Here is a 25,876-nt window from a genome sequence, read left to right as displayed (position 1 = left end):
TATTTAAGAATTTTGTCATTATAATTAAAAAATAGTTACATTAAAGGAAATAAGATAAAACAATTTAAATTATCCTTCTTCTAGCATTTTGAATATAAATGCCGATATAAATAGTAATATACCCGCTATTGCGAAGTTAGTAGTAAATCCAAACTTTGTAGAAATAAAGCCTGAGGCAAAAGAACCTAGGAATAGCGCTACTCCCACTAAAGTACTATATACACCAAGGCTTCTACCTTGGTTTCTACCGCCTATTGCCTTAAAAATTAGTGTATTTGATGCCGAATAATAAGCAGAAAAAGCTACCCCTGCTGCTAAAGGATAAAATAGCATTCCAAGTATTTCTGTAAATGATGCAGGCAAAATTATGGAAATTCCCATAGCTATGTAACTACTTCCTCTTAATAATAAAGCTCTAAAGCTGGTTTCTCTTTCATCCTTCTTTTCTAAATATTTTCCAATTAAATGAAATGTGAGTATTTCAGCAATCATTCCTTCTGTTATTATACCTAGTACTATAGACTTATCTAGACCTTTAGTATAAAGACTAACAGGATATAATGTATTGAATAATCCACTAGAGATGTAAAAGATAAATATTGCTAAGTAAAGAAGCGGTAAATAATTAATTGGCTTCTTAAGAAGCCTAGATAATCTAAACATTTTGAAATTATGTAAATTTGGAGGTATATGAACGAAAAATAATGGATGCATTTTTAGTCTAGTAAAGAAAGATTCCTTATGATGAACTATTGAAACTCTTTCTATTCCCATGAAAACTCTTGGCGTAAAAAGATAAGCTGAAATGAAAGCCGCTATTGAGAATACCGAAAGCACGATGTAAATCTCATATATATGTATGAAAATCACGAGTATTGTAGACAATATTAGCCCTACTAGATTTCCTATTGAAGTTAGCATTGAAAGTTTAGAAAAGCTTTCTGCCCATCTACTTTTTTCTGTAGTTTCCATTACCAGCAAATTCATTGGAGTAGAGTAAGATACAGAGAAGAAAGTGAATATTGCATATAAAATTATTAGTAAAATAATAGAACATGCTAATGCCATTAAATATAACGAAACACTTGAAGCTCCAAAGCCTATTAGTATTATACTTCTTATATCAAATCTGTCAGATGCATATCCCCAAAATAAAGATGCAGGTATTAGGACAGCATTAGAAAGCGATATTGCATAATCAACATCTATAGTATTTCCTCCTAAGTTTAGGATTTCTAGGCTTAATAAAGTAGAAATAGGTAACGAAACGACTCCAAATAATAAGGCTGAGAACATCCACTTAGAGTCTGTCCTTATCACTTAGGATCAATAAAAGGGCTCCTTTAGTTAGAAATTTAAAGTAAACAGCTTAACAGGCTTTGCTTGAACTTTAATATTAAGTAACGGAGTTCCTCCGAATTTGCCCTTCTTTCCATTTATTATAGAATTTATAGGTTTTCCGTCTAGGTCAAAGAGTGATGATTTAAATAAGAAATAGACACCAGATGGTAGATCCTCGGATTTTTTAAATATTACTCTTACTTGTCCCTTTTCTGAATATAAGATTCCTTCTCCTTCAAATTTTGAATTAAAGACTATAGGCTTTCTCTCGCCATATATCTCTTTAAATTGACTATTAGTATAATTAGGATGAGAAGAATAAACAAGAAATTCTCCTTGAGGAAATTCCAGGTTATCCGGCTTTGGAAAAGGCTCTATAGAAAACTTTCTTGTAACCTTAGGCGAAATTTTAACGACCTTTCTCCTTTTTAGTTCTTCTACAGAGATTCCGGTATTTCTTAAGGACACTTCTACTGCCTTCCACGGATCTTCAAATATAAAATCCTCCGAAATTTTCAATTCTCTGGCAATTTTATGCATTAAATTAACTTCACTAATTCCTAAAGAATTATTAATTATGGGCTCGTTATAAACAAGATAATTGTGCCAATAACTGTATACTACATCTTCTTTCTCTAGGAAAGTTAACCCTGGGAAAACTAGGTTGGCTAGCTTAGCAGTCTCGGACCAGAAAGGATCATGTACTACTAGAAAAACTCTTCCATCATTAACCGCCTCTATAATTTTATCTCCTCCTGGAAGAGAATGCAATGGATTAGAATTCCAGACAAAGATTATTTTGAACTCGTTTATTCTATCTCCTACTTCGCCCATGCTGATAATCTTTCTAGGTTTATACAAGTGAGTTCCTCTAAGGTAATCAAAATCTATTCCCCATCCTTGGCTATTAGAATAGAAAAATCCGTTTTCTATATTTAGTAATCCAGGTATAAGAGAAATTACACCTATTGCGTAACCTCCGTTTAAACTTCTTCCTAGGGCAAATCCAATTATTGTTAAAGGTTTTTCATTAAAGTAAAAATCCGCTAGATCTTCTATGTCCTTCTCTTTCAAAGAAGTAGCTTCTTCTATCAGCGAGTAATTGAAAGAAACAACTTTATCTTGCAATTCAGCATTATGTATTCTTCCCTTTTCTACAAGTTTCTTCAATATTCCTATAGCAAGGTAAACATCAGAACCGGGTTTTATAATATAATATTTATCACTTCTTTTTGCTGTTTCGCTTTTTCTTACGTCTATAGTTACTTTATATTTATCTTTAAGAATTTTCCATCCGTGAATAAAGCTAATAGAAGCCTCACTACCCCAGAAAACTACCGAAGAAAATTTAACAAAATCTTCTGGCAATGCGCCAAAACTACTTCCATAATGGGCTTTAATTGCTTCATGTCCTTCTGCACTACATATTGAGTAATCTGTTGAAGCACTGCCTAGATAATTCCAAAGCCTTGCTGGATAATACCACGTTAATAACCCTTGGTTCCCATCGTAATCTATATGAAGTATTTCTTCAGGTTTTATTTCCCTTATTTTCTTGGCTAGAATTCTTATTCCTTCTTCTACTGTAATTTCCTTTCCTTCATAATAAGCAGATTTTATTCTATTAATTGAATTTCTTTTTAAGTCTGCAATACCCCTGGAGCAAGTAAAACCGTTAATTGGGAAGATATCCAAGGGTTTATAATTAGAGTCAAATATACAAGTATCGTAACAATCTCTTGTACAAGCGATCATAAAGATAATATTATAAATTGCTTTTAATCTTTTCCTTATTATGGAAAAGGCAGAACAACTCTTCCAGGCATATAAGGAAAGGAAAGAAATAGACCCATTTCCACTTACGGAAGAAGAAGGCAAAAAAGTTGGTGAAGAATTCTCTAAGATGCTTATAGATTATGAAGGTTTAGGAGGGTATAAAATTGCGAAAGGTGGTATTATAGGAGTTTTAACTAAGGCTATGATTACGTCTAGCGAAGATGTAGAATTGTGGTTTAAAACTCATAAAGTAGAGGTTGAGTTAATAGCACTAGTTAAAAGTGGAAGGATTTCAAAGGTTTATTTAGGTTTAGAAATTCCTGCTACAAGATTCAAAACATGGGATTTGCCTGCACAATATATTATAGCAGACGATGCTTTTGCCGGAAGGCTCTTTGTTGGTAAAGAAATCGAGCCTCCTTATGGTTCTTTCAAGTTATTCATAAACGATAAATATATAGCTACTGGATCTCCTACATATTCTCCGCAAAGTTTAATTAAGGATTTTATGGAAGGATACGTAGCGTTAGGGGCTTTTCTCGGGCCTTATAAAATATCTAAAGGAGACAAAATAAGAGTAGAAGGAAAGAAAACTATAAGTGTAAAAATGGTTTAGATATATCTAATATTTCCTCCTTTACCCTGAGGTGTACCGAAAGTATCAGAGAATTTGAATATAATATAGAGGCCCGCATTCCTTACTATGTATACAGCATTTACGAACTCGTTTGCAGTAAGGTTATCTGGCAATAGAACTCTCGATACTTGAATTGCGCTTGGTATCTCTTGTCCAACTGGCATGAAAATTATATCTACGCCCATTTTTAATAAATCGTATTTTAGTTCGTTAAGGAACTTTCTTCTTTCATCTTCTTTCATCTCCTTTAAGGCATTTTGATGTATTTCATGTATTCCTACTCCCATAATCACTATGTATAGGTTTTGATTAGGTGGTCTTACTACTTCTAATGTAGGTCCTCCACCTTGAGGAGGATACATTACAACGTGGAATGGTTCCTTTGCTTGTGGTGGGACATTTATCATTAAGCCTAACTCTTGGATCCATTTTTTTATTTCATTATCCATAGGTGAATAAAGGATATCAGTCTATTATTTTTAATGAAAAGAAATAGAGCTATATAAATGTACAAAAGATTGAAAGCCTTAACCTTGGGAGTCAAGTATTTTTATACCCTATATAAATTGCATTATTAGGCAATATAGCTCTATTTCTGTAAACCTTGTAGTCTAAAGTTACGAATCCCCTTTTCTCGCATATCTTTTTTAGCTCCCAAGGCCAGTATAGTCTATAATACCTCATTACGACTACACCGTTTATATTAGATTTTACAATTACTTCCTTTCTGAATAAAAATCTAATTTGTCTTAGCCAAACTGTAATAATTATCTTTCCACCTTTTTTAAGCACTCTCATTGCTTCAGCTAATGCGTTATTTGGAGATGGTAATTGATGTATTGAAGCAATGTACATTAAAAGTTTAAATGAAGAATCTCTAAAAGGAAGGAACTCCATATCAGCTTGAATTAAATTTTCACAGCCTCTTTTCTTAGCTTCCTTAAGCTGTTTCTCCGCTATATCAAGGCATATGACAAATCCTTTTAATAGTTTACAATTTTGTCCAGATCCACAACCAATATCTCCTGCTGGGCTTTCATTCATTTTAATCTCTATCGGTTTTCTCCTATGTACTATGTACTCGTAAGCATTCATGTTCATTAGCTTTATTTCATCCTCTTTCATTCCCATCTGAATTTCTTTACAATTAAAATATATTTGACTTATGTCATGAATTGTTAAACACTCAGATTTATAAATATTGAGTATATACTTATTTTATGAGACTTGAATGGAGGAATGTTCTAGTCTCAGGGATGGGAGTTTTTACTGATGGTTATAATCTTTATTCAATCTCTCTTGCATATTACTTTATTTCCTCTTCTTTTCATTTTGTTAATCTTACTTTAGGTCTCATAATTGCTTCATCTTATTATGGTGCAGCATTATCGGCATTACTCTTTGGAATAATAGCAGATAAACAAGGCAGGAAAATAATGTATGGCATAGATACAGCGTTAATGACCATAGGTGCTTTATTACAAGCATTCTCGGAAAATATTCCAGAATTATTCGTATCAAGATTAATACTTGGAATGGGAATAGGCGCAGATTACGTTCTTTCACCGATAATAGTTGCAGAAAATGCTAGAGCAGAAAATAGAGGCAAACTTATGGTTATAACGTTTGCCTTCATGTGGGGATTAGGTGCAGTAGCTGCAGCGTTTGTAGAACAAATGTTAATTCTTTTACATTTGCCATCTTACATAATTTGGAGGGTTGTACTAGGATTCGGTGCTGTTCCTGCTTTTTCCGTAATTTTCCTAAGGAGAAGAATATACGAGACTATATTATTCGTAAGTAGAGTAAAGCCGTTGGAAAAAGATATTAAAGGAATAGAAAAAGAGATTGGTAAGAAACTTACAATAGTCAAAGATACAACTCCCTTCATAAAAAGGCTAAAATCTTCTACTTTGCTTATAATTGCTTCTTCTATTCTATGGATGCTCTACGACATGTATTCCTCGACTTTTTCGGTTTATGGGCCTATAGTTATAGCAGGTAATCTAGGTATTTCTGCTATAGAATTTACTTACATTGCACAATTTGCAGCAGGAATTCCTGGTCAATTAATATGTATGAGCACTATAGATAAGGTAGGAAGGAAACCTTTAATAGTAATTGGATATGCTGGAGTATCTTTCTGGTTAATGATGTATTTTCTCTTACTTTATGATCCTTCCCTTTTTGGTTTACATATAGCAGTTCCGCCTAATCCCTTATGTGCAGCAAAGTCGTTAGTAGGAGAGGCGGCCTTACTAGGTTTTACTTTCTATCTTTTAAACTATTTATTCTCAGCCATAGGTCCAGCCTCAATAATAGGCTCTGCTATGGTAACCCCAGAGATAGTTCCTACAAAAATTAGAGGTACCAGTCAGGCCATTAGCGTTAGTGCAGATAGATTATCAGCAGCATTAGTTTCTACGGCATTTCCTTTATTATTAGCTAAATATGGATTAGCTACAATGATTGGAATATATTCGTTAATAGCTTTAATTTCAAGCTTAATCACTCTGTTCTTTATTCCAGAAACTAAGAAGAAGGAATTGGAAGTATTTGAAAACGTAACAATTAACCAAGAGACTTAAAAATTTTTTAGAAAAACCAGTTATACATGGAACCTTTCTACTTTAAATCATATGATAAGGTAATAGGCATAGCCCATAACGTAGAAGAACTAGAAAAGGAAATGGAAAGGCTGACTAAAGATGACCCCGCAGCTTTAGAGTACCATCTAAAGGAGGGGCATATAGTGGCCTGGTTGAATTATATAGGTGAAAAAGGGCTAGCAGAAATACTGAAAGGCGTTTCTAAACCAGAAGAAGCATTAGCTAGGATAAAGGAATATAAGTTTTTAAAGAACTCAACGAGAATGCTTCCTAAAACAACGAGTAGAAAAGAAAAGAAATTGCACGTAAGATGATAAGGTATTTTTATTATTTTTTAAACACACATTTTTTTGTGCTTAAAAAACCAGTTAGGACAATTTCTGGAGTAGCCCCAGTTTCTATAATGACTCATCCTCATAGATGTCCTCATGGTAAGTGCATTTTCTGTCCAGGAGGGGTTGAGTATAATACTCCACAAAGTTATTATGGCAGAGAACCCACTTTGATGAGAGCTATAGAGAATAATTTTGATCCCTACTGTCAAGTAAGATCTAGGCTAGCACAGTACTTTGAGAATGGTCACTTTCCTAATAAGGTGGAATTAATTATAATGGGTGGGACGTTTCTTTCTTTGCCTTTAGATTATCAAGACTGGTTTGTTACTAACGCATTAGAGGCAATGAATAATTTTCCTAAAAAGAAAGAGAAAGGCAAATTTGTGTATCTGGAAGATGCGCAATTAAGAAATGAGACCGCTCAAATTAGATGTGTTGGAATGACTATAGAAACTAAACCCGATTGGGGCAAGGAGTGGCATGCTAACCAAATGCTTAGGCTTGGAGCAACTAAAGTTGAATTGGGGGTTCAAACAATCTATGACGATATCCTAAAGAGGGTTAATAGGGGACACACAGTTAAGGATAGTATCGAATCCACTAGGATACTAAAGGACTCTGGGTTTAAGATAGTGTATCATATAATGTTAGGCTTACCTGGGGCTGATCCAGATAAGGATTTAGAGACAATAAAAGAAATTTTTGCTAATCCAGATTTTATGCCTGATATGCTAAAAATTTACCCTACTCTCGTAGTTGAAACTGCTCCCTTAGCAGAGTTATGGAAAAGAGGATTGTATACTCCTTATGATACTGATACTTTAGTTGAAATAATTTCTGAGGCGTACCGTTACATACCAAAGTGGGTAAGGATTATGAGAATACAGAGAGATATTCCAGCAAATATTATATTAGCAGGAAATAAGAAGGGAAATTTAAGAGAACTAGTTGAGAAAAGAGCTGAAGAAAAGGGAATAGAAATTAAAGAAATAAGGTATAGGGAAGTTGGAGTTGCTTGGCTACATAGGAAGATAAAACCCGATAGAATATCCCTACATAAAGAAATTTACGAGGCAAGTGGAGGTACAGAAGTTTTCTTATCGTTCGAGAGCGATAACGGACTTATAATAGGTTATCTGAGGTTAAGGAAACCAGGGAATTCGCATAGGAAAGAAATTGATGAGAAGACAACAATTGTTAGAGAATTACATGTATATGGAGAAGAAGTACCTATAGGCGAAAAGAAAGATGAAGCTTACCAACATAAGGGTTACGGTTCTGCTTTACTCAAAGAAGCTGAAAGAATTTCACTAGAGGAATTTGACGCTAAAAAGATTCTCGTTCTTTCTGGCATTGGAGTAAGAGAATACTATAGGCAAAAGGGGTACATAAGGTATGGGCCATACATGGCTAAGCAGCTAGCGTAGGATTCTTTAATGCGAATGCATTATATCCCATTTTCTTAAGTCTATATGCAAGGTCTCCGCTAACTACTCCTTTCTCGCAATATAAGATGTATGTCTTATCTTTACCCGTCTTTAGAACGAAATCCATAACTTCCCAAGGATCAAGTCTTATAGCATTGGGTAGATGACTTTTCTTATATTCCTCTTCTTTTCTAAGGTCAATGATAACTGTATTTTGCAACGATGTAGGTAATTTGTCAAGATATATCTGAACGTTATAATTCTCAGTCTGCATTTGTTCGCTTTCTTTAAGAGTCTCCTCAATGGCTTCTTTTAGTGCTTCATCTATTTTTTCTATTTCTTCAATTGTTACTTTAGTTCTAGGCTTATGAGAGAATAAAGCACAATATTCTGGAACCTTTGTTGAAAGCTCGAATGTCCCTATTTCTCTGGCTAATTTTATTATCTCATCCTTATCAAAGCCTATTAGAGGTCTAAGAAAGAGTAGATCTATTTTGTGCTGAAGCCCACTGAGAACAGAAAGTGTTTGAGAAGAGACTTGACCTAAAGATTCCCCTGTAACTATTGCTTTAGCTCCTATCTTGCTTGCATAATTAATTGCTATTAAATATAGTGCTCTCTTAAATGCCACCGACCAGAGTCTAATGTCTACTTTCTTCATTATAGCTTCCATTATTTTTCCACAATCTACTATGAAAACTCTAGGAGTGTAACCTTGTGACCATTCTTTTATCTTATCTATTACTTTCATGATCGAGGATAGATTATTAGGTCCTGAGATATTACAATGCAAAATATCTAATGCTACACCTCTTTTCATTATCATCCATGAAGCTACTGGAGAATCTATTCCTCCGGACACTAAAGCTAAGGCTTTTCCTTCAGATCCTAGGGGTAATCCTCCTGGTCCTTTAATAATCTCGTCGTAAAAATAAGCCTCATTTTGTCTTATCTCTACGAATACCTCTGCTTCTGGATTTTCTAAGTCTACTTTGCCATGGAATCTATCAGCAATTCTTGCTGCAGCCTCTATTGAAGTAAAATCATGTTTTCCTACTCTTCTAACCCTTATTGCAAATCTTTTTCCTTCAATTTTATTCTTCCATAATTTTTCAGCAAAATCTACAATCTCATTTAAGTTTTGGAAAGTTATTTTCTCGGCAGGGCTTACAGATTTTACCCCGAATACTTTAGATGACGAAATTTTTAGACAATCTATATTACCGTAAAGGTAAATTCTGCCCTGACCTTTTTCAGCTTTTACCTCGCCACAACTGAAATAACTTGCAGAAGCTTTTAAATTATCAATTAGTAATTTCTCTAATTTTTTCCTTACTACGTCACTCTTTACCCCTATTTCATCATATCTTACTATTAGAAGTTTCACTTGTTAAACTTCGTATTGAACTTAAAACGATTTTCTCAAATATTTTTATGTTACTAAGTCCGCTACCTTAATCATATTAAAATACTCATCCCATAATTTTTCGTCTTTTCCGTTCTTTAATTTCTTAACTACTACTACATTACATGAATTGGACAAAAAGCATATACCAGTAATATAACCCTTGTTTAATATTTCTTGGTTTCTTTTCTTTATTTTTTCTCTTATTAGATGGAGATTTTTACAATCTACTTTCCTTACATAATATAAAATCCACTCATTATTTTCTTCCATTATATCAATATAAAAATTCTCTTTTATAAAAATTCTTATCCCTCTCTCTATATTTTCTATTCTCCCTATATGAAAGCCTAAATCCTCTATGATTCTAGTTAAATCATTAATTTTCATCTGATATGATTTATGAATAGAGAAATTTAAATGTTATTATCCAAAATCATCTTTTTATAGAATTCTCGTTTCTTTTTACATGAGCCATATAAAATAAATATAACTTTACTGCATGAGGGCAAAGAGTACTTCCACAACTGCATTCGCTCTCAACCATTTTGCTATTTATGACTTTTATCCTCACTTTATGGAATCCTACAATACATTTAGCTGGTACTAGGCCCTCTATTATCCTACCTCCTGGTGTATCTTTTATGTTGAGTATTCTAGTCATAACACTATATGTTATAATACTATACATTCATATGCTTTTTCTCTTCCTCTAATATTTTCTTTAACTCTCCTTCAATTACAAAATTTTTCTCATAAAATCTAATTGCATTAGTTTCCACGAATCGTACTACCCTTTTAACGGCATTATATCCAAGTAATGAAATTAAAATCCCAAATATGAAAAGTGCATAATAAGTTGGCTTTTCTAGGATAGATCTTCTATATTTTCTAAAATAACTCCAATGGGATTGCTCGTCTTCAAACGCTTCTTTAAAATACGTTGTCTTATATCTAACATAAAACGCTTTAGCTAATCCAGAAGCTCCTGCTTCGCCAAGTAACGCTAATAGATACTTATCCATAGGTAAATCATTTTTCTAGATAAAAAATACTTTTAGTAAATATCATTTTTCACTCGTGAATATCTAAGATGCTTGGGATGTACTTTTGTTAAAATATATTTAGAAAAGAGTTATAACATCCGATGCAAAAATATATGTGGTATAAATGGAGATTACAGTTTTTAATAAAGACTTGCAAAAGAGGATTAATGACGCTATTTACAATATTAGTGCTTTAGCAGTTTCAAATAGAAGTGCTAGAAAGGACTTATTAAGATTAAGAAAAGAACTTAAAATTCTTAGGAAAATTATTCAAAAAGATTATATTTCTTATGAGGATATTATCACTATAAAAGGCGAATTTGGAGTAATATTAATTTCTCTCTATATCCTTTCTCAAAAATACAAGAGAATTAAAAATCAACTTGAACATATTCAAGATTTACTCCTATCTTAGCTTTACATTTTTAATTTTATTTTCGTTAAATTATTAAATATTTAAAAACGTATGACCTCATATTTTTATATTTTTAGTCTATGATTTATGAAAAGCTTATAGGATAATGTTTATAAATATATTATTTGTGTTTGTGTATTACCTTATAGAAGCAATATTATCTATTCTAGGCTTTTACATAGGGAGCGAGCTAATTGTAAAAGGAGGTAAAGAAATAATACAACAAGGTTTCATGCTTGGCGCTCTTTCAGTGCTACCAGAATTGATAATTTTAAGTAACTTACTATTTCATAAGAATTTTTATTTGGCCTTATCCTCATTTTTTATAACTGCTCTTACAATTTATACTCTAGGTATTGCTATAGTAAATGTCTCAGTTTTCCTAAAATGGAGGAAGAGAAGGATTAGTATAGTTAATTTTAAAGAAAGAAGAATTATTCTAATAATAATGAGTATTTTATTATCAATTTTTATTCTACAAAAAATAAACCTAGAAATAGGTATTGTATCACTTTTTATACTGAGTTATTATTTAATGCTTAGACTTAATGAGGTCAAGTTCTCAGTAAGATCTTTGCTTTTCATGCTTTCTGGAATCACGATTCTTTGGATCGCTTCGAATAATTTAGTTTTCATGTCCTCAAAATTCTTGCCTTCTTGGGCATTCACGATCTTCTTATTTCCTATTGTACTTAATATACAAGATATAATAGTTGCAATAAAGGGAAGCTTATCAAGTCCAGAATTAGGATCTCAAATGACTTTGAGTTTTATAGTAGAAACAATAATTCTGAGCGCATTCACATTAAGTTTAGCTGGACTTCTAGGAGGACCCGAAGGAGTATTTATAGGTATTAATTACTCTCTTCTAGCTTTAATACTAGTTAGTACGCTGATGTTCGTACTATTCAATAATAATAATCTTTCCATAAAAGAAAGTATAATACTACTATCCATGTATTCCCTAGTGCCAATGTCTATTTTATTACACGCTTAAAATCTAGCTTTAAAACTTTCATACATTCTTAGTTCTTCTTTTGTTATGCTGGGTTTAACCTTGTCTAGAACATTTTTAAAATCATCAATATTAACTTTAATTCTAAGCGTATTTGTAATTGAAGCTTCCTTAAGTAGATTTCTTCTTATCTCATCTACAACCAGTTTCAAGTCTGCTGGTGTATAGTTTTCTGTAATTTTAGCAACTTCATCTATTGTCTTTTCATCAACTTCTAAGCCTTTAGTTAATACTTTAAGAACTTTAATTCTTCCTTCGTAATCTGGAGGTGGTACGTAAATTAATTTGTCAATTCTCCCTGGTCTTAAAATTGCTGGATCTAAATCCCACGGTCTATTAGTTGCTCCAACTAGTATAATGTCGTCAGTTTCCCTTATTCCATCTATTTGAGTTAAAAGTTCAGTCAACGCATTTCTCCATTCATTAAACATTCTATTCTTTGCTATCATATCTATTTCGTCAATGAATATTACTGCAGGAGAATTGTCTCTAGCAATGTTAAACTTTTCTGCTATTACTTCTGGTGCTCTCATTTGTGCTGATGCGATTTCTTCTCCGGATAAAATTATGAAAGATGCTTTTAATTCATTAGCCATAGCTTTTGCAATGCTTGTTTTTCCTGTTCCGGGAGGTCCATAAAGTAAGATTCCTTTTACTGGTTTTATTCCCAATTTTTCAGCAAATTCTCTATTTTTTATTGGTAATTCAACAGATTCTCTTATTATTTCCTTGACTTTTTCTAAGTCTCCTAAATCGTCCCAAGTAATATCTGGTACTCCAAATGGTTTATCGATCATTTTCTCCCTAGAGTATTTCTTGGCTAAATTCTCGAATTTTATTAATGTAGAAATTTTTACCGATGGTTTAAAATTCTCAATGAATTTTAGGTAATCTTCAGTTGTAGGATTTTGAATTTTTGATTTAACTTCATCTACTATTAATTTAATATCTGCTGGAGAAAATCTTTCCGATCTCTTAGCTAAGAGTTTGTAATTTATATTAGGATCTTTGATGTATCCTTTCCATATTTCTTCTCTTCCTTCTTCATCGGGTAAAGGAACATAAATTATTTCATCAAATCTTCCCGGTCTAAGGAATGCCTCGTCTATCTCTTGAGGCAAGTTAGTAGTACCTATTATGAGTATTTTATCTCCTTTATCATGGAATTCTTGGATTCTATTTAATAGAATATTTATCAGCCTATGAGTTACCTCATGTACATCGTCCTCTCTGCTCATTGTAAAACTATCTATTTCGTCAATGAAAAGTACTGCAGGCTGATTTGATTCAACTTTATCAAGGAAGGAAGTTAGTAAAATTTCACTTTCTCCGTACCATTTACTCAATATATCTGATGCGTTCAACTGAAAGAAATTCCAGCCTAGTTTATTTGCGATGGCCTTCGATAGGCTTGTTTTACCCGTTCCTGGAGGCCCAAAAAGTATTACACCGTAGGTTTTACCTTTTTTAACCTCTTCAGCAATTTCTTCAAGCCTCTTCTTTACGTCTTTTAAATCGTATAGGTCTTCTAACCTTGTACTTGGTATGTAGCTAACAACTTTCTTATGCCTATTAGCTATTCTATTAGCCCTCATCATCATTAGGAAGAATAGAAAAGGCACTATGAAGAATAATATCTGAAGGATTTCTATTGCTAATTGAAGGGTCTCAGAGACACTCACAAATTCTATATGCTTTTCAAAGGCGATAAACCTTGCGTATTATTTTTAAATATAGAGTCATCTAAATTCTTAATGCATAAAAATTCTTTTTAATCTTAACTTTATAATTGACATATGATAGTAGATGTTTTGATAGCAGGAGCGGGTGGTGCAGGCTATCCAGCAGCATTTAGATTAGATAAAGCCGGATTAAAGGTAGTAATGGCTGATCCCAAAGGAGAACTAGGAGGTAACTGTTTATATCAAGGTTGTGTGCCTTCTAAGACGCTGAGAGAATTAGCACATCTGTACGTAAGAGCCAAGAAATTACTAGGATTTAATGAGACAATATCCTTTGAGAAAGCCCAAGATCATAAAGACTTTGTTCAAGAAACTAGGTTTAAGCAACATAAACAAGAATTGGCAGAATCTTCTATAGAATTTTATAAAGGAGAAGTAGAGATTATAGATAATCATCACGCAATAATCAAAGATGAGAAAGGAGATGTGCAGGTAGAGTACAAATACCTCATTTTAGCTACTGGAAGTGAGCCTTTTAAACCAAAATTCCCAGGTTCAGAATATTGTATAACCAGTGACGATCTTTATAAATATAAGACTTCGATAAGAAAATTACCTAAAGAAATGATAATAATTGGAGGAGGTTATATTGCTCTAGAAACTGCCTCTATTATGAATGCCTTAGGTACTAAAGTTCATGTATTAGTTAGGTCAGATAGAGTACTTAGAGGACTGGATAGTAGACTTGTGTCCTCGTTACTTTCAATGTTGGATAAGAACATTGATATAAGGTTTAACTCCCCAGTTATAGAAGTTCAGAAGATTGGAGATAAAGACGAGTATAAAGTAATATATTCCGAAAAATCAGAGAAAAAGGAAATTTCCGCAAATTTAGTTATGTTAGCTACAGGTAGAAGGCCAGCATATCCTAAGGGGACTGAAAAATTGGGTTTGGCAATAGGTAAAACAGGGATAATGGTTGATGAGACAATAGCAACTAATGTTAAAAACGTTTATGCACCGGGCGACGTGAATGGCAGATCAATGTTCTTCCATTCAGCAGTTAGGCAATCTTTAGTTTCTGCTCATAATATACTTGCAGGTACACCAATAGATTACATGGACTTTCAAAGCGTTCCAATTTCCGTTTTTACAATTCCTTCTATAGCTTATGTGGGAATATTACCAGAGGAGGCAAAAAGGAGAGGAATTGACATAATAGAAGCATCATATCCCTTGAGTAAAGATTCAAGAGCGCAAATGTATGATGAAGCCGAAGGAGAAGTTAGACTATTCTTTGAGAGAGGATCTTTAAGAATAATTGGAGGTTGGATAATAGGGATAGATGCGCCAACGATGATAAATGAAATAGGCATTGCAGTAGCTAATGGATTAACAGCTAGACAAATGGCTAATTATGCAGATCAACATCCTATGTCAAATGAAAGCATAAGTTATGCAGCAAGGAGCATATTTTGAAATAAAAAGAAGAAAAATTTTCATTTATTTATTTTGGCATATTTCTAATTATTTTTTCTCTTATTTGTGTATCTATTTCTCCTAAGGCTTTAGTTAACAATTTCATGTCTCTATCGTGTAAGTCTTTGGGTAATTGGGAAGAAGCTTGCATTCTTAACTGTATAAAAGCTTTTAGAAGGTCATCAGGTAATGTTGAAGCTAACTTAAGGTTGGTTTTGCATAAATTTAAATATTCTTCATCAGTAGCTTTTTCTGCCATTTCTCTTATTAGATCTTTTAGAGTCTTTATCTTATCCTCATCTTTCATCCCAAGGAGTTGTTGGAATAGTTTACTCATTGTTTCTTCTCTTTCTTTTTCCTGCATTTTAGCTATTTGGAGAATAGAAAGCTGGGACATAATATTACCTTGTTTTAAAAAGTTATAAAAGTTTAAACGGAAAAAATATGCTAAACTCGAAAAACTCCGTTAAACTCTTTTTGCTTTTATAAGCTCATCGATTCTAGTGGTAGATTCACCGTTTTTCTCTATTTCTTGTTTTGCAGGATAATAATCTAAGTAGTTAGGTATATTTTGCATTATTCTTTCTTCAAATGTTGGAACTAGCTCGTTCTCATAAAATACTCCAATAGGTATTTTGTCTCCCCATTCTAGCGCTTTTAACATAGCCCTCTCAAACTTTGTTTGCTGGTCAGCTTCACTCTTTACTTTAGGATCCCAAGTGGGGTCGTTGTCTAATTTGTAAATTCTCTTATCATACCATTCCTTAGTATTTATATCATTATATGTTGGACAAGGTTGTAAAACATCTATAAATGCTAACCCTTTATGCTTAATTGCTTTAACTATTAGATCTTTAAGGTGCATTACATCGTAGGCATATCCTCTTGCAACGAAGGTATATCCTGCAGATAATGCTACTGAAATTGGATTTACAGCGTCGTTTATATTTGGTCTAGGTAACGACTTAGTTTTTAAACCTCTATGAAGAGTAGGTGACGCTTGACCTTTCGTTAATCCGTAAACTCCATTGTCGTGAACTATTACTGTCATATCAATATTTCTTCTACCTGCATGAATAAAATGTCCCATTCCTATACCTAGTCCGTCACCGTCTCCTATATTTACAATTACTTCCAATGATGGATTAGATAATTTTATTCCGGTAGCATAAGCTATAGACCTTCCGTGTAAAGTATGTACTCCTCCTATAGGTAATTGTATAAAGTGAGGTATCTTACCCGAGCAACCTATTCCTGATACTACTATAACTTTTTTAGGATCTATCCCTAGTTCCTTTATTGCCATTTCTTCTGCTCTTAATATTCCAAAGTTTCCACAGCCTGGGCACCAATCTACGAATACCGGTTTATGCTCCTGCACTTAACACCACCCTCTTTTCTCCTTTTTCAACAATTTGTTTTACGCCTTCAATTATTTCTTCCCTAGTTATAGCTCTTCCTGTCCATTTTAATATGTAATTGGTTGGGAAGATTCCAGTATTTTCTGTAAGTATTTGAGCTCCTTGTGCCTCATAATTGTTCTCAACAGCTATTATCTTACTCTTTCCTTGAAGTAACTTTCTCATCAAGTTCTTTGGGTAGGGATTAAACATTTTCACTTGAATCATCATTACATCTTTTAATTCGTCCATAGCATCTATTATTGCTCCCTTAGGAGAACCCCAAGTTAATAGCACGATGTTGCCGTCGCCTACAATGTTGACTCTTAGTTCCTCTGGGATTTCTTTATCCGCAGTTTCTAGTTTCTTCATTCTCTTTTCATACATTTTTATTCTATTTTCTGTTCCTTCAGTTATATGCCCTTCCTCATTGTGTTCGTCTCCTGCATAAAACATGCTTGCCTCTCCTAAGAAAGCTCTAGGAGAAATTCCATCTTCTGTTATTTCAAACCTTCTGAAAAAGTCTTCGCTAGGTTTCACTATTTTTCCTCTTTCTATAGGAATTTTCTTACCTAATATGCGATCTTCATCAAATACTGAATATGCATTAGCTAATGTTTTCTCAATAATATGAATTACCGGCGTTTGATACTTCTCAGCTAAATTGAAAGCCCAAATTGCGTCCCAGAAAATTTCCTCATGGTCTCCAGAAGCTATAACTATCCTAGGAAATTCTCCATGGCCAACGTTAAGTGCAAATTTTAAATCTCCTTGGCCAGATCTTGTTGGTAAGCCTGTTGATGGAGCACCTCTCATATAATATGTTATAACTACTGGTGCCTCGTTCATTCCAGCCCAGCTTATTCCTTCAGCCATTAAAGCAAAGCCCGGACCAGAAGTTGCGGTAGCCGCTCTAGCTCCAGTTAATGTTGCACCTATAGCCATATTTATTGCTGCTAATTCATCTTCGGCTTGAACAACAACTGCGCCTCCTTTTCTTAATTCGCCCGCCTCAACTATCATATCGAGATTTTGATTAGCCTCGATATATGTACTTTCGTCGCTTGCTGGAGTAATAGGATAATAAGATTGGAATCTAAGACCCGCAGCTAGTTTTCCTATTGCAGATATTGTATTTCCATCAACTTGTATTCTGGGTTTTGAAACAGGAATTTCTTGCAATTTATAATGGTTCTCCGTTAAGCTATATCCCAATTCGGCTGCCATTGTATTGAATTTAATAAAAAGATCGTTCTTAAATAGAGAAGATATTGCTTGTTTTAAGTAATCTAATTTAAAACCAAAGAGAGACATAGAGGCAGCTACAGCTATGATATTCTTTGCTCTCTCAACTACAGACAAAGGTAATTTATATGCGTCGGCTACTTTCTTTAATAACTCTAGATAATTGATTGGTATGGCTTTTACTCCCTTTTTTTCAAGGTAAGATATGACGTCTTTTACTGTATCTCCTAATCCGTTTTTAGATAATAATTCCCTTATTCGTTCAGCTATTTCTGGTTCCATAGATCTGACCATGTCTACATTTGTTCCTTCCACTCCTTTATCATAAATAATAAAATCAGTAACTTCTGTGAAATGTTGGAAGATAGTCTCTGCATCGAATGTCGCTAACACGTTTACAGTAGAGGAAATACTATGTATAGGCTTTTCACTAAATACTACTTGAAAATACGAATGTCTACCTTTAATGTTGGAATAGTACTCTCTATTACCATAAAGATAGTAACCAGCTCTTGCTACTGCATTTCCAAAAATTGTTGCTGAAGTATCTACTCCTAAACCTTGTGCCCCTCCTATCATCCAAGAATATCGTGACATATTATAAATTCTCGAAGGTAGAATATAAAATGCTCTCACGTAATTTTATAAATGAGTATTTTAACAAAGTTAATTGGCGCCTTTAATACAAGGTTAAAATAATATTAAGTGCGTAATATTTAATTCGTATCATAAACATTGTAAAAACTTAAGACGGTATTATATGGAAATTTCTGAAAAATTTCTATCATAAATCTTAGGAAACTTTATCACTTTCAAGCCCCACTCTGGGAAAAATAAATATACCCGTGAAAGTAGTTAGCACTCATGAAGTACCACGAATTAATTTCAATAAAAAATGATATGTTTATTTCAAAGAATGCAGCAGATATAATAATGTATATGAAACCAGGAGAGAAAATAGTCTTTAAGAAAAACCAAGAGTTATCTTTAATAGTACACAAGGGCGAAGGAGAGCTAAGTATAGGGAAGAGGCGTGTAAAACTGAAGGAGAAAAGCACTATAATTAGCAAAGAAGCCACAGAGAAAATTATAGTAGCTATAACATCAATGCTGCTCTTTATTCATATAGAGGCTATCGTTTGATTAAATTTTACTTTCAATTCTTTTTAACCTAACTTTTTCCTCAAAATTCTTCTTAAACTCATTGATCCACCTAGATATAAATAATCTAGAGATTTTTTCAAACCATCCATCATAGTCGAATATCAATGTAACCTTGCCTTGCTCAATCAAAAACTCCAAATTTCCATTTCCGCCTTTATTTATTGTAAAGACATATTTTATTCTTCCCTCAGTTGAGAAATAATAATTGCCGACTATTTCGAAAGGCGTTCCTAGGAATTTTCCTTTACAAGTGTATTTTCCTTCACTTATTTTAACTTCCTTAATTGGAGGGAATAAATTGGGTAATACAAATGAAGGATCAGACAGAACTACTAACAACGCATTACTTTCATGCTTGGTTTCTATTTCAACGCTAATTCTCATGTTTCATCATTATAGAATTTAAGCCTAAAGATTATAAATGTATGCCATTTATCATTAAATAAAATATATCAAATATTATCTTTTTCCAACATTAAATTCATGATTACATTTTATAAAGAAAACTTTATTAACTAGAAAGACAATATATGTAAATCTGTGACCAGTATGAGTAGTGAAGTAATATGTCCAAAGGACAAAATAGTCTTTGACGCTAGTAGAGGAGAGTACATCTGTACAGAGACCGGAGAAGTACTAGAGGATAAAGTTGTAGACGAAGGACCTGAGTGGAGAGCATATACTGAAGAAGAGAATAGAGAAAGAAGCAGAGCCGGTACAATTAACATAGCAGTCCACGATATGGGTCTTTCAACCTATATGGATACAAGGGCAAAGGATAGAATAAAAGCTATGAGATTGAGGAAATTACAAATAAGATCTAGGGTAGGCACTTCAGAACAGAGGAACTTAGTTAAGGCTATGACAATACTCGAGAGGATAATAGACAATCTAGGATTACCAAAGTCGGTGAAAGAAGAAGCTGCAATAATTTATAGAAAAGCGCTAGAGAAAAAGCTAATAAAAGGTAGAAGCATAGAAGAAGTAGTTGCGGCATCAGTCTATGCTGCATGTAGAAAGATGAATATTCCGACAACTTTAGAGGAAATAAGTAAAGCTACCTCTGCTAATAAGAAAGAGATAGGAAAGGCTTATAGATTATTACTAAGGGAAGACGTTACAGAAGTTCCTGCTAGTGACCCTAAGTACTATGTAATGAAGATAGCATCATTATTAGGACTTAGTGGTAAAGTAATGACTGCAGCTATGGAGATTGTAGAGAGAGCTAAGAAAGCTGGAATAACTTCTGGTAAAGATCCTGCAAGTATTGCAGCAGCGGCAGTATATATAGCTGCAAATATTAACGGAGAAAGGAGATCTCAAAGAGAGATCTCAGAAGTGTCTGGAGTAACACAAGTAACTATAAGGAATAGATATAGGGAAATTGCTAGAGAACTAGGAATAGATATAGAAGGTATAAATTGAACATTTTTATGTAACCAAGTATTTCCTTAAGATTTATAACATGACGCTCTATTTTCTCATATGCGAAGGTTTTATTTATTCTTTATAGTTACGTTAGTGTTTTATGTAATAGTATTTAGGACTGTATTTGAGGTTAATGCTTTTTCCTTGATAGATACTGAACCGAGTTATCTATTCTATAGGCAATATCTGTTTTCCATCACCACACCTTTCTCGTATTTTTATAACTTTCTTAATTCAATTTGGTGGAATTCGCCAGAGAAAATATTTACAGTATTGCCTTTTATTTTAGGCACGACTTTATTTTATGTAATGTCATCATATTTTAATTTGATAGAATGGAAAAAGTGGATTTTATCATTTCTTTTTATGCTCAACCCAGGCACAGCACTTATTCTTTATATAGGCGATGCACCGGGTATATTAATGTCTTATGCCTTCGCCCCTTTAGTATTCCTATTGGGTTATAGACTAGCAAAAAATATTAATTTGAAAAATTTTCTGATTTTATCTTTAGTATTAATAGTTGCAAATTGGATATATTTTGAGTCTTTCATTCTAGATTTTATATTTCTATTGCCTATATTATTTTTTGCTAGTAATAAGATAAAATTTCTTTTAGCCTCCCTGGCATCTTCGGCGTTATCCTTTTTATCTCTGGTAAATTATGAAGTTTTAGTTTACGAAATAGTTGTCCCTTCGTTAAATGTAACGAACGCTCATTATATACCATTATATGTTAAAGAAATATATTATATTTCTTTTTATTTAGGAATATTTTCAATCTATCTTTTCATTAAAAAATATAAGATACCCTCAGCTGTAGTTTCAGTAGCTCTAATACTTTTGTTGACTTGGCTTGCGGTCTTTGTAAAAATTCCTAATATACCTCTTATAAATGCAATATATTTAATATTTGAATCGTTTCAACAGAAATTTATTCTTTTTATTTCAGGATTAGTTGTGATTTCCTTTGTATTTTTAAAATCATGGAAATATATTTTCTTTATTCTATTTTTAATGAGCTTGGCAAATATGCCTTGCATTAACTTGTATACGCAAGAGCATGTAACCGCTTACGCTATACTAACATTTAATGCAAATAATTATGCAGTGTGTGAGGAGTTTTTTAAATTGCAAAAATTTATTTACGAACATCCAGGATTTTATTATATAGGAATAAATAAAACGTTTTTATTAGAATGTAATTTATACTCTATTTATAAATATGAGAGTCTTATTCCGAATTTGTTGCCAGTATCTTTTTCAATATTTGGCGTTAATGCAAAGCAGCTAGCTTATGAAGGTATAAAATATTATCTAGTAGTTAGTAATGAAACTCCAAATTACTCTAATTTTAAGCTAGTATTCTCATGCGGTAAGTTTCACTTATATGAAAATGAGTGTTTTAAATCTATAGCCTTTTCAGCTAGTGGAGAACCACTTAATGTTACAGTTACTCCTTGTAAGGTGATAGTTATAGGTAACTCCACGTTTGCTAAAGTATTAGTACCTTATTATGGTTTATGGAAAGGTGCTAGAGATTGTAACGGATATCTAGGAATACCTATGAATAAAGGGTATGGAGAGGCTATAAATGAAGCTTATTATATCAACCAATATTTAATCATAGTAGATTTTATAGTATTACTAATAATATCTGGGTTATTAGTCAAACTGTGCTGGAGTAAATTAAGGTCAGTAATATGGCTAAAAAGAACGTAAAAAATTATATATATTCATTTATTTTGTCTATATTTCCATCTTTTTCAGTTTATCTTAGTTCTTATGATCAAATAATGTTCTTTTTAATTACTCTAATTTTATTTATAATTTTAAGATTTGATTTTAGGTTTCTTATAATATTAGGCATAATAAATTTAATATTTTCAGCCTTATTTTTCTCTATACCTTTAGGTAACATTGCATATTTTTATCTTCTTTTTGGAATCATTGGCATAATAATACAAGATTTTTTAGGTAGTAAGTTATTTAATAAAGCGAATGAAAAAGCAAGAAAAAAGAAGACAAACAAGGCGAAACAAAAAAGCAACAAAAAGAGATAAAAGTATTAAATCAATGATTAATAAAATATCAGTAGTGCTTATGATAATATCTTTCCCATTTTTATTGGATATATGGCTTTCCGCATTTATTAAAGGTTATTATTCTGTAAATTATGTAGCTATTGCATTAGGTTTATTCACTTTATCGTTTATTTTGAGAACAATAACTATGAGGAGTTAGAAATATTGTAATTAAAACAATGATTTAGTTAAATTTTATGATGAAAATTTAAATTCCTTCTTGAAGTATGCTAATCTGTGATAATAACTTTTGCACCATTACCCAGTTACGGTAAGTCGCATGTTATATCATTCCTAGCCATTGGTCTGTCTAAAAGAGGAAAGAAAGTATTAATAATAGACCTTGATCCAAAACTTTTTATAACTAGCTTCTTCGTCAAGCAAAGAAATATTTATTCTGGTATTAATTCTTTTCAAGATATAGATATAGTATCTTTGCCGTTCTTTGAATACTCATTCTCTACATTAAATTATAACATTCTAAGTAAGATGATGCAGGATACTAAAATAAATACTTCTAATTACGACTTCGTATTTATTGATTTTAAGCCTGGCGTTTCAATAGTCTCTATGAATGCCGCTAGTTTTTCAAATTTTATTCTTTCAACAATATCTACTGCTAAAATAAAGGAATTTAGAGAAGGAGTTCAGTCTATATTCCAATGGATGTCGTATTTTAACTTGGACTTAAAGTACTTAGGAAATATCATAATAGCTGAAACTAAACCAGAAGAGCTTGCTCAACAAGCATATCTTGGTATAATTGATGCTTTGAAGCTCTTACCCGACGAAAAGATTAATGAAGTTAAAAAGAGGATATATCCATTTGACGGAACGTTAGATTTCGTTAATTTTAATACAATAATTCCAGTTAGAAGAGATCTAAATGATCTAAAATTTACTGATAAAAGGAAATATCCTCCAGTATATAGATTACTTAACTATGAAAGAACTAGAAGCATAATCAATAATCTTGTTGATGAGTTTCTAAATAGAATTAATATGGCCTAATCTCTTCATTTTAATTTACATATTTGTCATTATTTCTACAAAAACAAAATTATGCTATTAGTACTCACCTAGAGTTCCTTTTTCTCTCGCCTTTTTGAATGAAAAAGAATACATCAATAATCCTAAGGGAATTAGAATAATGTTAAACAGTAAAAGAATCTCTATACATTTTAAAACTTGAAATATACCATATCCATAAAGCATAGTATTTCTTAATCCGTTTAAAGCCCACGTTAGCGGTAGTGCGTAGCTTATATATGTTACTTCTGATGGCATTATCGTCACTGGAAACACTACCCCGCCTAAAAGAGTTGTAAAAGTGGAGAAGAAGAAGGATATGGGATTTCCTTGCTTTATTATCATTGTAAATGCTGCAGACATAAAAGCTATACCTAAAGTAGAGGAGATTAAAAGTAAAGTTAATAATAATGTGCTTAATATGTTAATTTCGTATCTTACTCCTAGCAGATCGCCTATTGTTAGAATAATTACTGCATTGATAGTATTTATCGTAAATCCCCATATTGCGGAATAAATTAAAAATGATAGGACCCCAGATTTTGAAAGAACATAATATTCTATTGTGCCATAAAGCTGTTCATTCCTTATTCTTTGGCTTATTGTAGTTATGACAGAAGATACGTATCCTTGAAACGCTAAGCCTATTACAAAGAAGCTCGTATAATTTGTTACGTGAATATCTTGTACTAATTTATTCCCAAGCGAGGTCCCAATGAAATAGTAAGTAAATACTGGTAAAGTCCATGAAAGAATAGTGAGTATAACTTGAGTTCTATATGAAGACCATACTTTAAATCCTCTAATATAGAGGAAAGCGTAGAGTTTGCTTATTATTCCCTTAATCTCCATGGTCTACTTCTCCCTCTGCCTATATCCTCTTCTACTTCTCCTACGAAATGAATATAAATATCATCTAGTGTTGGATCTTTTTCTTCCACTTCTTTATAATGTACTGTAACTTTATCAATTTCTGTCTCTGGTATTCGTAAAATGTAGTCTTTATCAGTGGAATAAATAACAAATTTCCTAATCTCGTCATTTATTTCATGAGTTATAATTTCCAAGACTTTTCCGGTCATTCTTTTTAACTCGTCTAAAGTGCCACTAGCAACTATTTTACCTCTTTTTATTAGGAATATGATATCAGCCAACTCTTCTATCTCTCTTAAATAATGGGAAGATAATAGGATTGTCTTGTTTTTTTCCTTTAATTTCCTTATAGTGGCTCTAAATTCCCTTGCTGAAACTAGATCTAACCCTAACGTAGGCTCATCCATTAAAAGTACTGGAGGGTCAGTCATTAATGCTCTAGCTAAAGCCAATTTTTTCTGCATTCCTGTACTAAATTTCATGTAAGGTACATTTTTCCATTCAGACAAGCCTACAAAATCTAGTAGTTGGTTTGCTCTCTTTCTAGCGTCACCTAAAGATAATCCTTGCAAACTTGCAAAGAAGATTAAATTATCTAATGCTGTTAGTCTATAATAGAAAGCTCTCTCGCTTACTGTTACTAACCCTATGTTTTCTCTAACTTTCTTTTCTTCTCTAGTTACACTATAACCATTGATAAACGCGTCGCCAGAAGTGGGTAATACTAATGTTGATAAAATCTTAAGTAAAGTAGTTTTTCCTGCACCATTATGACCTACAAGTGCTCCAATTTTGCCCTTTTCAACATTTATACTAATAGAATCAAGGGCTTTTATTTCTTTTCTCTTTATTTTAAAAATCTTTGTTAAGTCTACAGTCTCAATCAAAAAAATCTACCCGATATCGAATCTACTTTTTTACTTTTTAAGCTTTAATTAGATTATGCCAGACGGCAAGATACCTTTACAGGCCGAAGTTTATCTAGATGGAGAGAAAGTCGAAGCTAGGGTTTTCCTCCACGTTAAAGGATATAAGAGAGCTAGAGTTACTCATATAGACGTTGAAGGAGATAAAATCAAGGGTTTATTAAGACCTAGGCATTCAGTGTATCCTCTTGTTGAATGGAAAGGAAATGAAGTGACATTCCCGATAAATGAACACAAAATAAGGATGATAATACCAGAGATTACATTAAATTTTAATGGGAATCTTTACGTCGGTGGAAAGGGTAAGGGAATTTTTCTCGGCTTTCATAGAAATGAAATTAGACAGCTAGAAGAAATAGCTAAACAAAAAGGTGTAGAGCCAAGTGGTAGAGGCTCTAAAGCTTAAAAACATTTTAGTATTATGTACTTAAAATTCTCATAGTTTAAAGTAGAATCCTTATTAGTTTTCAAGCTTATATTACCAACCTTCTACAATTCGAATATTTTTGAAGGCGAGTATTTATTCATTTTCTTGAATTAGCCTTGTTTATTACCCATTT

At 32.6% G+C, this 25,876-nt stretch carries 28 protein-coding genes; 13 read left to right on the top strand and 15 right to left on the bottom strand.

The window, feature by feature from the left end:
• Positions 1 to 69 precede the first annotated feature (69 nt).
• Both D1867_RS08235 and D1867_RS08230 read right to left on the bottom strand, forming a co-directional pair.
• On the bottom strand, positions 70 to 1,320 hold the full coding sequence (locus tag D1867_RS08235) for an MFS transporter (protein ID WP_338078006.1): 1,251 nt from the start codon (positions 1,318 to 1,320) through the stop codon (positions 70 to 72).
• A gap of 27 nt (positions 1,321 to 1,347) precedes the next feature.
• Entirely contained in the window at positions 1,348 to 3,096 is a 1,749-nt protein-coding gene (locus tag D1867_RS08230) for a molybdopterin-dependent oxidoreductase (RefSeq protein ID WP_155863716.1), read from the bottom strand.
• Between the two features lie 40 nt (positions 3,097 to 3,136).
• Here D1867_RS08230 and D1867_RS08225 point away from each other — a divergent pair, with 40 nt between their 5' ends.
• Positions 3,137 to 3,733 (top strand): 2-keto-4-pentenoate hydratase, encoded by a 597-nt coding sequence (locus D1867_RS08225; RefSeq protein WP_155863715.1) that lies wholly within the window; start codon positions 3,137 to 3,139, stop codon positions 3,731 to 3,733.
• Here D1867_RS08225 and D1867_RS08220 read toward each other — a convergent pair.
• Both D1867_RS08220 and D1867_RS08215 read right to left on the bottom strand, forming a co-directional pair.
• Positions 3,730 to 4,203 carry a DUF2299 domain-containing protein gene (locus tag D1867_RS08220; protein WP_013774886.1) on the bottom strand — a complete coding sequence of 158 codons (474 nt, stop codon included), beginning with the start codon at positions 4,201 to 4,203 and terminating at the stop codon, positions 3,730 to 3,732. The two genes, D1867_RS08225 and D1867_RS08220, sit on opposite strands and share 4 nt — an antisense overlap.
• Positions 4,204 to 4,294: 91 nt before the next feature.
• Positions 4,295 to 4,885, bottom strand: a complete 591-nt coding sequence (locus tag D1867_RS08215; protein ID WP_373468796.1) for a methyltransferase domain-containing protein — start codon at positions 4,883 to 4,885, stop codon at positions 4,295 to 4,297.
• An 89-nt stretch (positions 4,886 to 4,974) separates the two neighbouring features.
• On the opposite strand from D1867_RS08215, the gene D1867_RS08210 reads away from it, so the two are divergent.
• The 3 genes from D1867_RS08210 to D1867_RS08200 are packed head-to-tail and all read left to right on the top strand — an operon-like array spanning position 4,975 to position 8,125.
• Positions 4,975 to 6,342: an MFS transporter gene (locus D1867_RS08210; protein WP_155863714.1), complete on the top strand. Its 1,368-nt coding sequence runs from the start codon at positions 4,975 to 4,977 to the stop codon at positions 6,340 to 6,342.
• Positions 6,343 to 6,368: 26 nt separating this feature from the next.
• A complete protein-coding gene (locus tag D1867_RS08205; protein WP_155863713.1) occupies positions 6,369 to 6,677 on the top strand; it encodes a hypothetical protein in 309 nt (102 codons plus the stop codon).
• Positions 6,674 to 8,125: a tRNA uridine(34) 5-carboxymethylaminomethyl modification radical SAM/GNAT enzyme Elp3 gene (locus D1867_RS08200; protein WP_155863712.1), complete on the top strand. Its 1,452-nt coding sequence runs from the start codon at positions 6,674 to 6,676 to the stop codon at positions 8,123 to 8,125. The genes D1867_RS08205 and D1867_RS08200 overlap by 4 nt, the downstream gene beginning before the upstream one ends.
• On the opposite strand, the gene thiI is transcribed toward D1867_RS08200, so the two are convergent.
• From thiI to D1867_RS08180, 4 genes are read right to left on the bottom strand one after another with little or no spacing between them, the layout of a single operon-like run.
• On the bottom strand, positions 8,109 to 9,512 hold the full coding sequence (thiI, locus tag D1867_RS08195; RefSeq protein WP_205737145.1) for a tRNA uracil 4-sulfurtransferase ThiI: 1,404 nt from the start codon (positions 9,510 to 9,512) through the stop codon (positions 8,109 to 8,111). The genes D1867_RS08200 and thiI overlap by 17 nt on opposite strands.
• Positions 9,513 to 9,557: 45 nt before the next feature.
• Positions 9,558 to 9,920, bottom strand: coding sequence for a hypothetical protein (locus D1867_RS08190; RefSeq protein WP_155863711.1), 363 nt, complete (start codon positions 9,918 to 9,920; stop codon positions 9,558 to 9,560).
• Between the two features lie 46 nt (positions 9,921 to 9,966).
• Positions 9,967 to 10,194, bottom strand: coding sequence for a hypothetical protein (locus D1867_RS08185; RefSeq protein WP_155864438.1), 228 nt, complete (start codon positions 10,192 to 10,194; stop codon positions 9,967 to 9,969).
• Positions 10,195 to 10,213: 19 nt separating this feature from the next.
• Entirely contained in the window at positions 10,214 to 10,555 is a 342-nt protein-coding gene (locus tag D1867_RS08180) for a hypothetical protein (protein WP_155863710.1), read from the bottom strand.
• Between the two features lie 145 nt (positions 10,556 to 10,700).
• Here D1867_RS08180 and D1867_RS08175 point away from each other — a divergent pair, with 145 nt between their 5' ends.
• Together D1867_RS08175 and D1867_RS08170 are read left to right on the top strand one after the other, a co-directional pair.
• Positions 10,701 to 10,991, top strand: a complete 291-nt coding sequence (locus D1867_RS08175; RefSeq protein ID WP_155863709.1) for a hypothetical protein — start codon at positions 10,701 to 10,703, stop codon at positions 10,989 to 10,991.
• 127 nt (positions 10,992 to 11,118) lie between these two features.
• Complete coding sequence (locus D1867_RS08170) at positions 11,119 to 11,988, top strand: hypothetical protein (RefSeq protein ID WP_155863708.1); 870 nt, start codon at positions 11,119 to 11,121, stop codon at positions 11,986 to 11,988.
• Here D1867_RS08170 and D1867_RS08165 read toward each other — a convergent pair.
• Positions 11,985 to 13,607 (bottom strand): AAA family ATPase, encoded by a 1,623-nt coding sequence (locus D1867_RS08165; protein WP_155864437.1) that lies wholly within the window; start codon positions 13,605 to 13,607, stop codon positions 11,985 to 11,987. The genes D1867_RS08170 and D1867_RS08165 overlap by 4 nt on opposite strands.
• 195 nt (positions 13,608 to 13,802) lie before the next feature.
• Between D1867_RS08165 and D1867_RS08160 the strand changes: the two genes are divergently transcribed.
• Positions 13,803 to 15,167: a dihydrolipoyl dehydrogenase gene (locus D1867_RS08160; RefSeq protein ID WP_155863707.1), complete on the top strand. Its 1,365-nt coding sequence runs from the start codon at positions 13,803 to 13,805 to the stop codon at positions 15,165 to 15,167.
• 28 nt (positions 15,168 to 15,195) lie between these two features.
• Here D1867_RS08160 and D1867_RS08155 read toward each other — a convergent pair whose 3' ends face one another.
• The 3 genes from D1867_RS08155 to D1867_RS08145 form a co-directional block, all read right to left on the bottom strand.
• Positions 15,196 to 15,564 (bottom strand): dehydrogenase, encoded by a 369-nt coding sequence (locus D1867_RS08155; protein ID WP_155863706.1) that lies wholly within the window; start codon positions 15,562 to 15,564, stop codon positions 15,196 to 15,198.
• 69 nt (positions 15,565 to 15,633) lie between these two features.
• Positions 15,634 to 16,548: a 2-oxoacid:ferredoxin oxidoreductase subunit beta gene (locus D1867_RS08150; RefSeq protein WP_338078005.1), complete on the bottom strand. Its 915-nt coding sequence runs from the start codon at positions 16,546 to 16,548 to the stop codon at positions 15,634 to 15,636.
• A complete protein-coding gene (locus tag D1867_RS08145) occupies positions 16,535 to 18,409 on the bottom strand; it encodes a 2-oxoacid:ferredoxin oxidoreductase subunit alpha (protein ID WP_240872201.1) in 1,875 nt (624 codons plus the stop codon). Before D1867_RS08145 ends, D1867_RS08150 begins: the two co-directional genes overlap by 14 nt.
• Before the next feature lie 267 nt (positions 18,410 to 18,676).
• Here D1867_RS08145 and D1867_RS08140 point away from each other — a divergent pair, with 267 nt between their 5' ends.
• On the top strand, positions 18,677 to 18,955 hold the full coding sequence (locus tag D1867_RS08140) for a hypothetical protein (RefSeq protein WP_155863705.1): 279 nt from the start codon (positions 18,677 to 18,679) through the stop codon (positions 18,953 to 18,955).
• Here the strand turns inward: D1867_RS08140 and D1867_RS08135 are convergent, their stop codons facing one another.
• The gene (locus tag D1867_RS08135; RefSeq protein ID WP_155863704.1) at positions 18,956 to 19,360 is read right to left on the bottom strand and encodes a DUF3211 domain-containing protein; all 405 of its coding nucleotides are present in this window, start codon (positions 19,358 to 19,360) and stop codon (positions 18,956 to 18,958) included. It abuts the gene before it with no gap.
• Between the two features lie 165 nt (positions 19,361 to 19,525).
• Between D1867_RS08135 and D1867_RS08130 the strand changes: the two genes are divergently transcribed.
• From D1867_RS08130 to D1867_RS08115, 4 genes are all read left to right on the top strand, one after another.
• Positions 19,526 to 20,401, top strand: coding sequence for a TFIIB-type zinc ribbon-containing protein (locus D1867_RS08130; RefSeq protein ID WP_155864435.1), 876 nt, complete (start codon positions 19,526 to 19,528; stop codon positions 20,399 to 20,401).
• A gap of 60 nt (positions 20,402 to 20,461) precedes the next feature.
• Positions 20,462 to 22,126 (top strand): hypothetical protein, encoded by a 1,665-nt coding sequence (locus D1867_RS08125; protein ID WP_155863703.1) that lies wholly within the window; start codon positions 20,462 to 20,464, stop codon positions 22,124 to 22,126.
• A 279-nt stretch (positions 22,127 to 22,405) separates the two neighbouring features.
• Positions 22,406 to 22,648: a hypothetical protein gene (locus D1867_RS08120; protein ID WP_155863701.1), complete on the top strand. Its 243-nt coding sequence runs from the start codon at positions 22,406 to 22,408 to the stop codon at positions 22,646 to 22,648.
• A gap of 77 nt (positions 22,649 to 22,725) precedes the next feature.
• A complete protein-coding gene (locus D1867_RS08115) occupies positions 22,726 to 23,499 on the top strand; it encodes an AAA family ATPase (RefSeq protein WP_155863699.1) in 774 nt (257 codons plus the stop codon).
• A gap of 57 nt (positions 23,500 to 23,556) precedes the next feature.
• Here the strand turns inward: D1867_RS08115 and D1867_RS08110 are convergent, their stop codons facing one another.
• Both D1867_RS08110 and D1867_RS08105 read right to left on the bottom strand, forming a co-directional pair.
• Complete coding sequence (locus D1867_RS08110; protein WP_155863697.1) at positions 23,557 to 24,369, bottom strand: ABC transporter permease; 813 nt, start codon at positions 24,367 to 24,369, stop codon at positions 23,557 to 23,559.
• Positions 24,351 to 25,277, bottom strand: a complete 927-nt coding sequence (locus D1867_RS08105; RefSeq protein ID WP_155863695.1) for an ABC transporter ATP-binding protein — start codon at positions 25,275 to 25,277, stop codon at positions 24,351 to 24,353. The genes D1867_RS08110 and D1867_RS08105 overlap by 19 nt, the downstream gene beginning before the upstream one ends.
• Positions 25,278 to 25,332: 55 nt before the next feature.
• On the opposite strand from D1867_RS08105, the gene D1867_RS08100 reads away from it, so the two are divergent.
• Complete coding sequence (locus D1867_RS08100; RefSeq protein ID WP_155863691.1) at positions 25,333 to 25,722, top strand: transferase; 390 nt, start codon at positions 25,333 to 25,335, stop codon at positions 25,720 to 25,722.
• The last annotated feature ends 154 nt before the right edge of the window (positions 25,723 to 25,876 follow it).

The sequence above is a fragment of the Acidianus infernus genome, from assembly GCF_009729545.1.
Taxonomy (GTDB): domain Archaea; phylum Thermoproteota; class Thermoprotei_A; order Sulfolobales; family Sulfolobaceae; genus Acidianus; species Acidianus infernus.
Note: the sequence above shows the minus strand (reverse complement) of the source record. Positions and strands in the feature narration are given on the sequence as shown.

What these genes read in the sequence shown, in the direction of transcription:
- D1867_RS08165 (WP_155864437.1), bottom strand. Translation starts at nt 13,607, where the DNA reads ATGATGATGAGGGCTAATAGAATAGCTAATAGGCATAAGAAAGTTGTT.
- D1867_RS08215 (WP_373468796.1), bottom strand. Translation starts at nt 4,885, where the DNA reads ATGGGAATGAAAGAGGATGAAATAAAGCTAATGAACATGAATGCTTAC.
- D1867_RS08100 (WP_155863691.1), top strand. Translation starts at nt 25,333, where the DNA reads ATGCCAGACGGCAAGATACCTTTACAGGCCGAAGTTTATCTAGATGGA.
- D1867_RS08205 (WP_155863713.1), top strand. Translation starts at nt 6,369, where the DNA reads ATGGAACCTTTCTACTTTAAATCATATGATAAGGTAATAGGCATAGCC.
- D1867_RS08110 (WP_155863697.1), bottom strand. Translation starts at nt 24,369, where the DNA reads ATGGAGATTAAGGGAATAATAAGCAAACTCTACGCTTTCCTCTATATT.
- D1867_RS08230 (WP_155863716.1), bottom strand. Translation starts at nt 3,096, where the DNA reads ATGATCGCTTGTACAAGAGATTGTTACGATACTTGTATATTTGACTCT.
- D1867_RS08160 (WP_155863707.1), top strand. Translation starts at nt 13,803, where the DNA reads ATGATAGTAGATGTTTTGATAGCAGGAGCGGGTGGTGCAGGCTATCCA.
- D1867_RS08225 (WP_155863715.1), top strand. Translation starts at nt 3,137, where the DNA reads ATGGAAAAGGCAGAACAACTCTTCCAGGCATATAAGGAAAGGAAAGAA.
- D1867_RS08145 (WP_240872201.1), bottom strand. Translation starts at nt 18,409, where the DNA reads ATGTCACGATATTCTTGGATGATAGGAGGGGCACAAGGTTTAGGAGTA.
- D1867_RS08200 (WP_155863712.1), top strand. Translation starts at nt 6,674, where the DNA reads ATGATAAGGTATTTTTATTATTTTTTAAACACACATTTTTTTGTGCTT.
- D1867_RS08220 (WP_013774886.1), bottom strand. Translation starts at nt 4,203, where the DNA reads ATGGATAATGAAATAAAAAAATGGATCCAAGAGTTAGGCTTAATGATA.
- D1867_RS08175 (WP_155863709.1), top strand. Translation starts at nt 10,701, where the DNA reads ATGGAGATTACAGTTTTTAATAAAGACTTGCAAAAGAGGATTAATGAC.
- D1867_RS08190 (WP_155863711.1), bottom strand. Translation starts at nt 9,920, where the DNA reads ATGAAAATTAATGATTTAACTAGAATCATAGAGGATTTAGGCTTTCAT.
- D1867_RS08185 (WP_155864438.1), bottom strand. Translation starts at nt 10,194, where the DNA reads ATGACTAGAATACTCAACATAAAAGATACACCAGGAGGTAGGATAATA.
- D1867_RS08120 (WP_155863701.1), top strand. Translation starts at nt 22,406, where the DNA reads ATGAAAAAGCAAGAAAAAAGAAGACAAACAAGGCGAAACAAAAAAGCA.
- D1867_RS08135 (WP_155863704.1), bottom strand. Translation starts at nt 19,360, where the DNA reads ATGAGAATTAGCGTTGAAATAGAAACCAAGCATGAAAGTAATGCGTTG.
- D1867_RS08180 (WP_155863710.1), bottom strand. Translation starts at nt 10,555, where the DNA reads ATGGATAAGTATCTATTAGCGTTACTTGGCGAAGCAGGAGCTTCTGGA.
- D1867_RS08125 (WP_155863703.1), top strand. Translation starts at nt 20,462, where the DNA reads ATGCGAAGGTTTTATTTATTCTTTATAGTTACGTTAGTGTTTTATGTA.
- D1867_RS08130 (WP_155864435.1), top strand. Translation starts at nt 19,526, where the DNA reads ATGAGTAGTGAAGTAATATGTCCAAAGGACAAAATAGTCTTTGACGCT.
- D1867_RS08155 (WP_155863706.1), bottom strand. Translation starts at nt 15,564, where the DNA reads ATGTCCCAGCTTTCTATTCTCCAAATAGCTAAAATGCAGGAAAAAGAA.
- D1867_RS08140 (WP_155863705.1), top strand. Translation starts at nt 18,677, where the DNA reads ATGAAGTACCACGAATTAATTTCAATAAAAAATGATATGTTTATTTCA.
- D1867_RS08210 (WP_155863714.1), top strand. Translation starts at nt 4,975, where the DNA reads ATGAGACTTGAATGGAGGAATGTTCTAGTCTCAGGGATGGGAGTTTTT.